This is a genomic window from Micromonospora musae, from assembly GCF_003626635.1.
GTDB classification, from domain to species: Bacteria; Actinomycetota; Actinomycetes; order Mycobacteriales; family Micromonosporaceae; genus Micromonospora; species Micromonospora musae.
Window position 1 is genome coordinate 1 of sequence record NZ_RAZT01000016.1, and the last position, 12167, is coordinate 12167.

The window sequence follows — 12167 nt, forward strand, 5'->3', positions numbered from 1 at the left end:
CGAACCCGGAAGCTAAGCCCTCCAGCGCCGATGGTACTGCACTCGGGAGGGTGTGGGAGAGTAGGACACCGCCGGACATTCTTTCCGTTCAGGGTCACCCCTTTCAGGGGTGGCCCTGAACGCGTTTCCAGCTGTCTTCAGAAACGGCGCGGGCATCGCCGGCCCCGGTGAAGGAGCGGATGGCGCCGGCCCGCCGACGAACGGGCCGGCGATGTTCAGCCGCGGGTCTGGATGACGTTCCGAATGTCGCCGAAGAGCTGGCCCGCGTCGTCGACCGAGCGGCCGGGGAACATGCCCAGCACCACGCTGCCGTGGTCGGCCCATCCGCAAACCGCGAAGTCCCCGCCGTCCCCGCTGGTGGTGCCACACTTCATGACCCCACCCAGCTCGCCGGCCGGCACCTCGCGTAGCCCCGTCACCTTGCCCGTCTCGTCGGCCATCAGGCCGAAGAGGCTGTCCAGGTCGCGCTCCGGCTGCCACAGCAGGGTCGTGCCGCCGAAGAGCAGTACGGACCGCTTCTCATCGGTCGGGTCCCGGTAGACGGTGCCGAAGCTGCGGTCGAGCTCGATGTCCGCGGCGAAGCCGCTCCGCAGGTAGTCGGCCGTGCTCCGGGCCCGCTCGCTGTCGTCCCTGCTGAGACCGGCCACCTGGTCGGGCGAGGCGATCCTGGTGTCCTTCTCCTGAGCCACCCGCCAGCCCGCAACCCCGAGCACGCCCGCTCCCGCCAGGCCCACCACGAGCGCCGCACTCCACACGATCCGCCGTCGGCGGGACCAGCCCACCCGTCGCTCCGGGGCGGCGGCGGGGTCCCGGTTGCTCAGCTGGATGGGCTCCTCGGTCAGCTCGACGGGCTCCGGGCCGTCGGAGAGCTGCCGCTCGGTGAGATGTGCGTCGGACATAGCCGACACCGTACGCGAATGGCAGGTGGCGCACGCCGGGTCCGCCGAAGCCCTCCGTAGACTTTCTCGGGTGACCGAGAGACTGGATGCCCGACGCCCCGACGCCCCCACCCTGCCCGGCCAGTACCAGCCGGGTGAGGTAGAGCAGCGACGGTACGAGCAGTGGGTAGCCGCCGGCCACTTCCGGGCGTCGGCGGAGAGTGACAAGCCCCCGTTCACGATCGTCATCCCCCCGCCGAACGTGACCGGTTCGCTGCACATGGGGCACGCGTTCGAGCACACCCTCATGGACTCGCTCAACCGGCGCAAGCGGATGCAGGGCTTCGAGGCGCTCTGGCTGCCCGGCATGGATCACGCCGGCATCGCCACCCAGAACCTGGTCGAGCGGCAGCTCGCCACCGAGGGGCTCTCCCGGCACGACCTGGGTCGGGAGAAGTTCGTCGAGCGGGTCTGGCAGTGGAAGGCCGAGTCCGGCGGTGCGATCCTGGGCCAGATGCGGCGCCTCGGCGACGCGGTCGACTGGGACCGGGAGCGCTTCACCATGGATGCCGGGCTGTCCCGGGCCGTCCAGACCATGTTCAAGAAGCTCTTCGACGACGGCCTCATCTACCGGGCGAACCGGATCATCAACTGGTGCCCGCGCTGCCTCACCGCGCTCTCCGACATCGAGGTGGAGCACACCGACGACGAGGGTGAGCTGGTCTCGATCCGCTACAGCGACGACGTGGTCGTGGCCACCACGCGGGCCGAGACGATGCTCGGTGACACCGCGGTCGCCGTGCACCCGGACGACGAGCGGTACAAGCACCTGATCGGCACCGAGGTGCCCGTGCCGCTCACCGACCGGCGGATCCCGATCGTCGCCGACGAGCACGTCGACCCGAGCTTCGGCACCGGCATGGTCAAGGTGACCCCGGCGCACGACCCGAACGACTTCGAGATCGGCCAGCGGCACGACCTGCCCGCCCTGACGATCATGGACGAGCGGGGCATCATCACCGCGCACGGCCCGTTCCAGGGGCTGGACCGCTACGAGGCCCGCCCGGCGATCGTCGCGGCGCTGCGTGAACAGGGCCTGATCGTCAGCGAGAAGCGGCCGTACGTGCACGCGGTCGGGCACTGCTCGCGGTGCAAGACCACCGTCGAGCCGCGCCTGTCGCTCCAGTGGTTCGTGAACACGGCGCCGCTGGCCAAGGCCGCCGGCGACGCGGTCCGGGACGGCCGGGTGAAGATCGAGCCGGCCGAGCTGGCCAAGCGCTACTTCGCCTGGGTCGACAACATGCACGACTGGTGCATCTCCCGCCAGCTCTGGTGGGGCCACCGCATCCCCGTCTGGTACGGGCCGGACGGCGAGATCGTCTGCGTCGGCCCGGACGAGCAGCCGCCCACCGGCGAGGGCTGGCGACAGGACGAGGACGTCCTCGACACCTGGTTCTCCAGCGGCCTCTGGCCCTTCTCCACGCTGGGCTGGCCGGAGCGGACCCCGGACCTGGCGAAGTTCTATCCGACCAGCGTCCTGGTCACCGGGTACGACATCCTCTTCTTCTGGGTCGCCCGAATGATGATGTTCGGCCTGTACGCGATGGACGGGGTGCAGCCGTTCGACGTGGTCGCCCTGCACGGCATGGTCCGCGACGAGCACGGCAAGAAGATGTCCAAGTCGTTCGGCAACGTCGTCGACCCGCTGGACTGGATCGACCGGTTCGGCGCCGACGCCACCCGGTTCACGCTGGCGCGCGGCGCCAACCCGGGCCAGGACGTGCCGGTCAGCGAGGAGTGGTGCCAGGGCTCCCGCAACTTCTGTAACAAGCTCTGGAACGCGACCCGCTTCGCGCTGATGAACGGCGCGCACACCGACGGGCCGCTGCCGGCCGCCGAGCAGCTCTCCACCGTCGACCGGTGGATCGTGTCCCGGCTCGCGCACGTCACCGCCGAGGTCGACGAGCAGTTCGAGGCGTACGAGTTCGCGAAGGTCTGCGACCTGCTCTACCACTTTGCGTGGGACGACGTCTGCGACTGGTACGTCGAGCTGAGCAAGCCGGTGCTCGCCGAGGACGGACCGGCCGCCGCGGTCTCCCGTCGGGTGCTCGGACACGTGCTGGACCAGCTGCTGCGGCTGCTGCACCCGGTGATCCCGTTCGTCACCGACGAGCTGTGGACCGCGCTCACCGGCGCCGAGAGCGTGATGGTCGCGGCCTGGCCGGTGGCCGACCGTACCCTCGTCGACGACGCCGCGGAGGCGGAGGTCGGCACCCTGCAGCGGGTGGTGACCGAGGTGCGGCGGTTCCGCTCCGACCAGGGGCTGAAGCCGACGCAGCGGGTCGCCGCCCGGCTCGACGGTCTCGGGCCGGCGGGCATCGCCGCGCACGAGCCGCTGATCCGCTCCCTGGCGCGGCTGGACGCGGCCGGTGACGACTTCACGGCGAGCGCGACGCTGGCCATGCCGGGCGAGGTGAGCGTGGCCCTGGACACCCGGGGCTCGATCGACGTCGCCGCCGAGCGGGCGCGCCTCACCAAGGACCGGGCGGCCGCCGAGAAGGAGGTCGCGCAGGCGCGGGCGAAGCTCGACAACCCGGCGTTCGTCGGCAAGGCCCCGGAACCCGTGGTCGCCAAGATCCGTGAGCGACTGGCGGCGGCCGAGGCGGACCTGGTCCGCGTCGACGCCGCGTTGGAGGCGCTGCTCCCATGACCGATCACCACGCCTTCGCCGAGGTGGAGGCCGAGCTGGCCGAGCGGGGCTTCACCCGCATGGTCTTCGAGCTGGACCGGATCGAGTCCCTGCTCGACCTGCTCGGCAGCCCTCAGCGGGCGTACCCGTCGATTCACCTGACCGGAACGAACGGCAAGACGTCGACGGCCCGGATGATCGACTCCCTGCTGCGGGCGTTCGGCCTGCACACCGGCCGCTACACCAGCCCGCACCTGGAGACCGTCCGGGAGCGCATCAGCCTGGACGGGGAGCCGGTCAGCGAGGAGCGGTTCGTCGCCACCTACCGGGAGGTGGCCCCGCTCGCCCGGCTGGTGGACGAGCGCTCGGCAGAGCCGCTCACCTACTTCGACATGACCACGGCGCTGGCCTTCGCGACCTTCGCCGACGCGCCCGTCGACATCGCGGTGGTCGAGGTGGGGCTCGGCGGGGCCGAGGACTCGACGAACGTGCTGCAGGCCGGCGTAGCGGTCATCACCCCGATCGGCCTGGACCACACCGAGTGGCTCGGCGACACGATCGAGGACATCGCGCTGCACAAGGCGGGCATCATCCACCCCGGCGCCACCGTCATCTCGGCGGCGCAGGAGGAGGAGGCCGCCCGGCCGATCCTGGAGCGCTGCGCCGAGGTGGGGGCCACCGTCGCCCGGGAGGGTTCGGAGTTCGGCGTGCTGCGCCGGGCGGTCGCCGTCGGCGGCCAGGTGCTGACCCTCCAGGGCCTCGGCGGCGTCTACGAGGAGGTGTTCGTCCCGCTGCACGGCGCTCACCAGGCGCAGAACGCGGCGGTGGCGCTCGCCGCGGTGGAGGCTTTCCTGGGTGCCGGAGCCCGGCGGCAGCTCGACATCGACGCGGTGCGGGAGGGTTTCGCGGCGGCGAGTTCACCGGGTCGGCTGGAGCGGGTACGCAGCGCTCCCACGATCCTGCTCGACGGCGCGCACAACCCGCACGGAATGGCCGCCACCGTAACCGCCCTGCAGGAGGAGTTCGCGTTCAGCAAGCTGGTCGCGGTCGTCGGCGTGCTCGGCGACAAGGACGCCCCGGCCCTGCTGGAGCTGCTGGAACCGGTGGTCGACCAGTTGGTGGTGACCGGCAACAGCTCGCCCCGGGCGATGCCGCCGCGGGAGTTGGCGGCGCTGGCGGCCGAGGTGTTCGGCCCCGAGCGGGTCGAGGTGGCCGAGGAGATGCCGGACGCGATCGAGACGGCGGTGGCGCTGGCCGAGGAGGACGTGCCGGGGGAGCTGAGCGGGGTGGGTGTGTTGATCACCGGATCGGTGGTGACCGTGGCCGACGCCCGCCGGCTGCTGAAGCGATGACCGGGCCCGAGCAGCCGCGCCCTTCGGGGCTGCGTAACCCGCAGCGGTCGGTCCGCAGCCTCGGTGCCGCGACGCTGGCCATCGAGGCGTTCGTGCTGCTGCTCGCCATCCAGCCGATCCGGGTGGTCGGTGGTGACCTCAGCGGCACCGCGATCGGCGTGGTGGTGGCGTTGGCGCTGGTGGGGGTGGCGCTCGCGGGCATGATGCGTCGCCAGTGGGCGTGGCACGCCGGTACCGCCCTGCAGGGGCTGTTGCTGCTCTCCGGTCTGCTGCACTGGTCGCTGCTGGTGCTGGGCATCATCTTCGCCCTCGCCTGGGCCTACGCCCTGCACGTGCGCCGGGTCATCCTCGGCTGACCCGTCCGCGCCGGGCGTCCGCCCCGACGACGGCGCACGCTTTCACGGAAAGAGTGGCTGTTCCGCGCGGAACAGCCACTCTTTCCGTGTACGAGGCATCTCGGGGCGGGGCGGGGGTCAAGCGTCGGCGCGTTCGCGCAGCTGGGTGAGAGCGATGCCGTGGCCGTCGGGGTCACGGAAGGCCGCCGCCCACACCTCGAACTTGGTGCCCCGGTTGACCACGCGGGGGGCGTAGGTGAACCGCACACCGGAGTCGCGCAGCCGCCCGTACGCCGCCTGGATGTCGTCCACCTCCAGGTTGACGTGCACCAGCCGGCGGCTCACCGGCGCGGCCTCGGTCACCTGGCGCAGCACGAGCCGGGTCGGGCCCGAGGCGAGCAACGCGTTGCCGCTGCCCTGGTCGACCTCGGTGAAGCCGAGTACGTCCCGATAGAAGTCGAGCGACCGGGACAGGTCGGTGACCAGCACCGTGAGCCCGATCCCGCTGATCGGCGCCGCCGGATCGGAGGGGTCGTCCACCGGGTCGGCGCCGAAGATCGCTTCGTCCAGGTCGGCCGGCGTGACCCGCTCGTCGCGCGGCTCGCGAGCCGGGGTCGGCTCGTCCAGCGGCAGGTCGAGCGGGTCGAGGGGGTCGACCGGGTCGAGCGGATCCTCGCGGACGGTGGTGGGGGCGGCAGCCGTCGGCGCGACGGTGTCGAAGTCCTCCTCGGCGGGTGGTCGCGGTGCCGGGGTGGCGCGGCGCGGGAGCGGATTGCTGGCCGTCGGCTCGACGAGCGTGCCCTCCAGCACGACCGGTCCGCCCGGACGCTGGTGCACCACGACCGGCTCGCGCTCCTCCGGCGGGGCGCCCGGCTCGTCGCGCAGCGGGTCGCCGGCGAGCGGGTCGCCGAGCGGGTCGCGGAAGTCGTCGTCGGCGGAGCGTCCCGCCCACGGTGGGGCGTCCTGGGCGATAAGCACCTCGTCCACCGGCTCGGGGCCGGCGTACTCGGGCGGCAGGTCGGCCGCGGCCGCCGCAGTCTCCGCGTGCGTGGGCACCTCGTCCCAGAGCACCCGCACGTGCCGCTGGTCGTCGAGCGCCACCCGGATGGGCAGGGTCTGCCCGAGCGAGGGCCACTTGGCCACCGGCACCCGCGGTTCGATGATCTTCTTGCTGCGGGGCGGCAGTCCCGGCGCGTCGATGACCAGCTGCAGCTCGCACCGGCCGAACGCGTACTGGGTGGGGGGCTCGGTGGCGCTGTGCACGTGTCCCACGCCGATCACCCAGGTGCGCCCACCGGCGCGTACCGTCGCCAGCGCGATCGCCAGCACCAGGAGGGCGGTGCCGAGCGCCACGATGGGCCAGCTCGTCATGCCGAGGCCGAAGAGCATCACGAAGGTCGCCACGGTGCCGAGCACCGCGCCGATCAGCTTGCGTACCGGTGCGATGGGCCGGCTCCCGCCATTCGCCACAGTGGACCTCCCGGGGGTCAAGGGCCAGGCTAGGCCGCAGCGGCCACCGGGGGAAAGGCCAGCCGCCGCGCCGGCGCCGGGACCGGGTCGCTAGGCTGACCGTACCCAGCCAGACCCGCTTCCGCGCACAGGAGGAACTCAGCGTGTCCAGCAGCATCCCCGAGGAGCGCACGCTCGTACTGATCAAGCCCGACGCGGTTCGCCGTGGCCTGGTCGGTGAGATCATCTCGCGCTTCGAGCGCAAGGGACTGCGGATCGAGGTCATGGACGTCCGGACCATGGACGCCGCGCTGGCCGACGAGCACTACGCCGAGCACGTGGACAAGCCGTTCTACCCGCCGCTGAAGACCTTCATGACCGGTGGTCCGCTGGTCGCCCTGGTGCTCGCCGGCGACCAGGTCATCGACGTGGTCCGCAACCTGGTCGGCGCGACCGACGGGCGGCGGGCGGCCGCGGGCACCATCCGCGGCGACTTCTCCCTCTCCAACCGGGAGAACCTGGCGCACGCGTCCGACTCCGTCGACAGCGCGAAGCGCGAGATCGCGCTCTGGTTCCCCGAGCTCGCCTGACGTAGCCCGAAGGGCTCGGCCCAGCCGCGCACGGGCGCTGCTGCCGAGCCCGCCACGGCGCCACCCCGCCACGGCGCCACCCCGCCACGGCGCCACCCCGCCACGGCGCCACCCCGCCACGGCGCCACGGCCGAGCTCCGTCGGCTCGACTCGTCGTTCCGCGACGCCGGTGCGCGTCCGAACCCGTGCCCACCTGCGCTTTCTCGTCTCCGCCGCCGGTAGGACGGGCGGGCCGGAAGGGTTGTGGCAGCGGCAGCTGTGACGCCGGTCGTCAGCCGCCGTTCCGGTCACGGTCACTCGGGCCCCGGGAACCGGACACGTCCGGCCGGTACACCGACTGGATCAGTCCCCGATCCGGGAGGAACGATGACCGAACTTGATCGACGTGCGGTACTGCGGGCCGGTTTGGTGGCCGGCGCGGGAGTGGTCGGCGGCGGGCTGCTCGGTGCGGCCGGCGCGACGGCCGCACCCGCGTGGCGGCCGGCCGGCCGCCCGGTGCTCACACACGGTGTGCAGAGCGGCGACGCGACGGCCGACTCGGCGCTGGTGTGGACCCGCGCCGACCGGCCGGGCCGGATGCTGGTGGAGGTGAGCCGCCGGCCCGACTTCCGGGGCGCCCGACGGTTGACCGGCCCCGTGCTCGACCCGTCCGGCGACCTCACCGGCAAGGTGCGGCTGCGTGGGCTCCCTGCCGGTGAGCGACTGCACTACCGGGTGCGGGTGGAGAGCCTCGACCGGCACGGACTGGTCAGCGAGCCGCTGACCGGAACCCTGACCACCGCCGCCCGGGAGCACGACCGGCGGGACGTCCGCTTCGTCTGGACCGGTGACATCGTCGGGCAGGGCTGGGGCATCGCACCGGACTTCGGTGGCCTGTCGATCTTCCGAGCGATGCGGGCCACCCGCCCCGACTTCTACCTGTGCAGCGGGGACACCGTCTATGCCGACGGCCCGCTCAGCGAGACGGTGACCCTGCCGGACGGCCGAATCTGGCGCAACCTGGTCACCCCGGAGAAGAGCAAGGTCGCCGAGACGCTTACCGAGTACCGGGGGCAGTACGCGTACAACCTGCTCGACGAGCACCTGCGTCGGTTCGTCGCCGAGGTGCCGCAGGTCAACCAGTGGGACGACCACGAGGTGACCAACAACTGGTACCCGGGTGAGGTGCTGACCGACGACCGGTACACCGAGCGCCGGGTGGACGTGCTCGCCACCCGGGCCCGCCGGGCGTTCCACGAGTGGGTGCCCACCCCGCTGGACGGACGCCTCTACCGGCGGCTGTCGTACGGGTCGCGACTGGACGTGTTCGTGTTGGACATGCGGACCTGGAAGGACCCGAACGACGGCAACACGTACGCCGACCCGAAGCGGGGGCTGCTCGGCCGGGAGCAGCGCGAGTGGCTGATCCGTGAGCTGAAGCGGTCCCGGGCGACCTGGAAGGTGATCGCCGCCGACCTGCCGATCGGGGTGGTCGTACCGGACGGGCCCGGTACCCAGGAGGGTGTGGCCCAGGGCGATCCGGGCGCGCCGGCCGGGCGGGAGCTGGAGTTCGCCGAGGTGCTGCGGAGCGCGCACCGGGCCGGGGTGACCGGCATCGTCTTCCTCACCGCCGACGTCCACTACAGCGCCGCCCACCACTACGACCCGGCCCGGGCGGCGGTCGGCGACTTCACCCCGTTCTGGGAGTTCGTCTCCGGCCCGGCGCACGCGGGCGCGTTCGGACCGAACGCGTTGGACGGCACGTTCGGGCCGGAGGCCGTGTTCGTGCACGCCCCGCCGCGGGCGAACGCCTCTCCGGCCGAGGGATTCCAGCACTTCGGCGAGGTGGAGGTCGACGGCGACACCGGCGCGTTCACGGTCCACCTGCGCGACCGTGACGGTGTCTCGCTCTGGAGCCGGACGCTCCCGGCCCCGACGCGCTGATCCGCTCGACGATCGACGGCGGTGGCCCGGGACGCCGGGCCACCGCCGGCTGCGGGGGATCCGACCGTCGGGCCGTACGACGCCCGGTGGTTCGGTGGCACCTTCGAGTGACGGGGGCGCCGTCCGCCGGTGACGCCGGCGGCGCTTCGGGTAGATGAGGTACGCGCACCCCGCGATCCGTCCCCATCCGAGCACCTGGGGAGCACCACCCGTTCGGGGATCTGGGGTACGTCCGCTACCGTGACACCGCCCGCACGTACACGACCTGTCGGAGGACCAGTGCCGCTGCTCTACACCATCGGCAAGCTCACCGTGGGGCCCGCGATGCGGTTGGCGTTCCGTCCGACCGTGGAGGGGTTGGAGCACGTGCCGGAGACCGGTGGAGCGATCTTCGCCGGTAACCACCTCTCGGTCGCCGACGAGCTCTTCCTCGGTTCGGTGGTGCCGCGTCATCTGGCGTTCTGGGCCAAGTCCGAGTACTTCAAGGGCGTCGGCGTGAAGGGGAAGTTCTCGAAGTTCGTGCTCACCGGGCTCGGTGCGATCCGGGTCGAGCGGACCGGTGGACGGGCCGCGCTGTCCGCGTTCGACGCGGCGATCCCGGCGCTCAAGGCCGGTGAGCTGGTGGTGGTCTATCCGGAGGGGACCCGGTCGCCGGACGGTCGGCTCTACCGGGGCCGCACGGGCGCGGTGCGGCTGGCCGTGGGTGCGGGAGTACCGATCATCCCGGTCGGCACGATCGGTACGGAGAAGGTGCAGCCGGTCGGGGTCCGGATCCCGCGTCCCGGCGCCGGTAAGGTCACCATCCGGTTCGGCAAGCCCTTGGACTTCACCGGGCGTCCGAACGACAGTGCCTCATTGCGTGCCATGACGGACGAGGTGATGAGCGAGATCCAGAAGCTCACCGGCCAGGAGTACGTCTCGCGGTACGCGCCGATGCTGCGCGTCCAGCCGGATCAGCCCCGCCCCGACCCGGCCTGAGCCGGCAGCCCGGCCTGAGCCGGCAGCCCGGCCTGAGCCGGCAGCCCGGCCTGAGCCGGCAGCCCGGCCTGAGCCGGCAGCCCGGGCGGGGGCCGGCTCAGTTCCGGTCCGGGCTCACGATCCGGCCGCGCAGCTCGTCGAGCAGACCGGCGCTGTCCTGCAGGGAGAGACGGGTGAAGACTGCGGTGGCGATACTGCCGTGGTCGACCGACGTGCAGACCACGACGCCGTCCCCGTCGGCCCGTCCCACCGCGCAGCGCTGGTGCCGGCCGCGTACCCCCGTGTCGACGGTCTCGGCGGAGCCGAGCTGGTACTGCTGCGCGAGCCGCGCGATCTCTTCGTCGGCGGCCGACTCCGGGTCGAGCCGGAAACCGGTGCCGCCGAAGACGGTCACCTGCTTGCCGTCCGGGTTCGTGTAGACGCCGGCGAAGGTGTCCTCGGCCAGCAGGTGCGCCTTGCGCACCTCCGTCTCCAGCTGCCGGGCGGTCTGCGTGCTGGTGCCGTCCTGGCGCAACGACAGGTCGGAGACCTGGGCCGGGAGCGCGGCGTGGGCCGGGTACTGCGACCAGATCGGCAGGCCGTAGTACGCCGGACAGCCGCAGCAGCAGGCCAGGGCGAGCAGCAGCAGCCACGGCCAGCGGCGCCGCTTGCGGACCGGGACCGGGACGTACCCCTTCGGTGCTCGCCAGCCGGGCGGCGGCGCGGCCGGTGGCGGGGTGTCGCGTCGCTTCGACCGGCGCTGCTTCGGCGGCGCGGGTGGGGGCGGCAGTGGTCGCGATGCGGCGGCAGGTGGCGGCGCCGGTGGGCGGGCGGTGTGCTGCTGAGCCGGCGCGTTCGGCGCCGGGGGCAGCGGATGGCCGGGCGGCGGGTGGCCGGGCGGGGGTGCCGGCTGCGGAACCGGCTGCGGCGGTGGCGACACCGGCACCGGCGGACCGGAGTAGGGCCGGGTCGGCGCGGGAGCCGGGTACGGCTGCGTCGGCGGCAGGGGCGGCAGCGGCGGCAGTTCGCCGGAGGGCAGCTCCCAACCGCCGGTGTCCACTCCGGCCCACGGATCGACCGGCACCCGGTGCTCGGGCGGCTCGGGTGGCGGCGGCGCGGGGGTCGGCTCGGCCGACTCGCCCCAGGCGCGCCGCCGGGGCGGCGGTGGCGGCACCGGGGCGGAGCCGCTCCACCGGGGTGCCGGATCGGGCGCCTCGCCGACGGGCAGCTGCCGGGTGCCGGAGGGGCCGTCGGCCCGTGGCTCGTCCCGGGGTGCCGGAGCGGCCTCGCCGACGGGCAGCTGCCGGGTGCCGGAGGGGCCGTCGGCCCGCGACTCGTCCCCGGGTGCCGGAGCGGCCTCGCCGAGGTGGCGGGTGCCGTCGGGGCCGGCCGGTTCGGTGCCCGCACGGTCGTCGGTCACTGTCGGTTCGTCGAGACGGCGGGTGCCCTCGAGCCGATCGGTCGGAGCGGGCTCCGTCGGGTCGGTGCCCGCCTGTCGATCCGTCCGGGTCGGTTCGTCGGGCCGGCGCTCGCTCCGCTGCGCCGGTGCGACCTCGTCGGGTGCGGAGCCGTCGACAGGCCGGTCGGCCGGCCCGGTGGTGGCAGTCGTGTCCGCGTCGGCGGGGAGCGCGGCGTCGGCGGGGAGCGCGGCGTCGGACGGCGCCGTCGGATCCACGGTGGCGGCCTCCGATGGTTCGGGGGAGGAGGTGGGCTGCTGCTGCCCGGGGGCGGCCGATTCACGGTGCGGCCCCGGGCTCGGGGGCGTCTCGTGGGCCGGTCGGTCCGCTTCCGGCTGCGGCTCCGGCATCCGGCAATCTCCTCTCGCGCCGAACCGAGGTTAGTACCGATGCGCCACGAGCGGGGAGTCGGGCCACCGCGTGCGGGGCGATGCTCCCGGTCGACGAGGGCGGAGGTGGGCGGGTCGACGACGACCGTGACGGCGTGTCACCGCCGCGCGCGTGGCCGCGCGGGGCGGGCGCGTACCCTTGGGCATC

General features: G+C 73.1%; 9 protein-coding genes and 1 rRNA gene. 7 read left to right on the forward strand and 3 right to left on the reverse strand.

Annotation, left to right across the window (positions count from 1 at the left end):
- A 5S ribosomal RNA gene (gene rrf, locus D7044_RS33645) occupies positions 1-77 on the forward strand; the annotation flags it as partial.
- A gap of 138 nt (positions 78-215) precedes the next feature.
- Here the strand turns inward: rrf and D7044_RS26535 are convergent.
- Positions 216-899, reverse strand: a complete 684-nt coding sequence (locus tag D7044_RS26535; RefSeq protein WP_120690517.1) for a hypothetical protein — start codon at positions 897-899, stop codon at positions 216-218.
- A gap of 70 nt (positions 900-969) precedes the next feature.
- Between D7044_RS26535 and D7044_RS26540 the strand changes: the two genes are divergently transcribed.
- The 3 genes from D7044_RS26540 to D7044_RS26550 are packed head-to-tail and all read left to right on the forward strand — an operon-like array spanning position 970 to position 5275.
- Positions 970-3588, forward strand: coding sequence for a valine--tRNA ligase (locus D7044_RS26540; RefSeq protein WP_120678859.1), 2619 nt, complete (start codon positions 970-972; stop codon positions 3586-3588).
- A complete protein-coding gene (locus tag D7044_RS26545; protein ID WP_120678857.1) occupies positions 3585-4919 on the forward strand; it encodes a bifunctional folylpolyglutamate synthase/dihydrofolate synthase in 1335 nt (444 codons plus the stop codon). The genes D7044_RS26540 and D7044_RS26545 overlap by 4 nt, the downstream gene beginning before the upstream one ends.
- Complete coding sequence (locus D7044_RS26550) at positions 4916-5275, forward strand: DUF4233 domain-containing protein (RefSeq protein WP_120678855.1); 360 nt, start codon at positions 4916-4918, stop codon at positions 5273-5275. Before D7044_RS26545 ends, D7044_RS26550 begins: the two co-directional genes overlap by 4 nt.
- Before the next feature lie 117 nt (positions 5276-5392).
- Here the strand turns inward: D7044_RS26550 and D7044_RS26555 are convergent, their stop codons facing one another.
- On the reverse strand, positions 5393-6724 hold the full coding sequence (locus D7044_RS26555; RefSeq protein WP_120690518.1) for a VOC family protein: 1332 nt from the start codon (positions 6722-6724) through the stop codon (positions 5393-5395).
- Between the two features lie 143 nt (positions 6725-6867).
- Here D7044_RS26555 and ndk point away from each other — a divergent pair, with 143 nt between their 5' ends.
- The 3 genes from ndk (at position 6868) to D7044_RS26570 (ending at position 10194) form a co-directional block, all read left to right on the forward strand.
- A complete protein-coding gene (gene ndk, locus D7044_RS26560) occupies positions 6868-7293 on the forward strand; it encodes a nucleoside-diphosphate kinase (RefSeq protein WP_120678851.1) in 426 nt (141 codons plus the stop codon).
- Between the two features lie 366 nt (positions 7294-7659).
- The gene (locus D7044_RS26565; protein ID WP_120690519.1) at positions 7660-9216 is read left to right on the forward strand and encodes an alkaline phosphatase D family protein; all 1557 of its coding nucleotides are present in this window, start codon (positions 7660-7662) and stop codon (positions 9214-9216) included.
- A gap of 279 nt (positions 9217-9495) precedes the next feature.
- Positions 9496-10194: a lysophospholipid acyltransferase family protein gene (locus D7044_RS26570; RefSeq protein WP_120678847.1), complete on the forward strand. Its 699-nt coding sequence runs from the start codon at positions 9496-9498 to the stop codon at positions 10192-10194.
- A gap of 97 nt (positions 10195-10291) precedes the next feature.
- On the opposite strand, the gene D7044_RS33130 is transcribed toward D7044_RS26570, so the two are convergent.
- Positions 10292-11980 carry a hypothetical protein gene (locus tag D7044_RS33130; protein WP_411711002.1) on the reverse strand — a complete coding sequence of 563 codons (1689 nt, stop codon included), beginning with the start codon at positions 11978-11980 and terminating at the stop codon, positions 10292-10294.
- Between the last annotated feature and the right edge of the window lie 187 nt (positions 11981-12167).

Bases quoted from the DNA above. Each gene is read 5' to 3' on its own strand.
- D7044_RS26535 (WP_120690517.1), bottom strand. From the start codon at position 899: ATGTCCGACGCACATCTCACCGAGCGGCAGCTCTCCGACGGCCCGGAG.
- D7044_RS33130 (WP_411711002.1), bottom strand. From the start codon at position 11,980: ATGCCGGAGCCGCAGCCGGAAGCGGACCGACCGGCCCACGAGACGCCC.
- D7044_RS26545 (WP_120678857.1), top strand. From the start codon at position 3,585: ATGACCGATCACCACGCCTTCGCCGAGGTGGAGGCCGAGCTGGCCGAG.
- D7044_RS26565 (WP_120690519.1), top strand. From the start codon at position 7,660: ATGACCGAACTTGATCGACGTGCGGTACTGCGGGCCGGTTTGGTGGCC.
- D7044_RS26550 (WP_120678855.1), top strand. From the start codon at position 4,916: ATGACCGGGCCCGAGCAGCCGCGCCCTTCGGGGCTGCGTAACCCGCAG.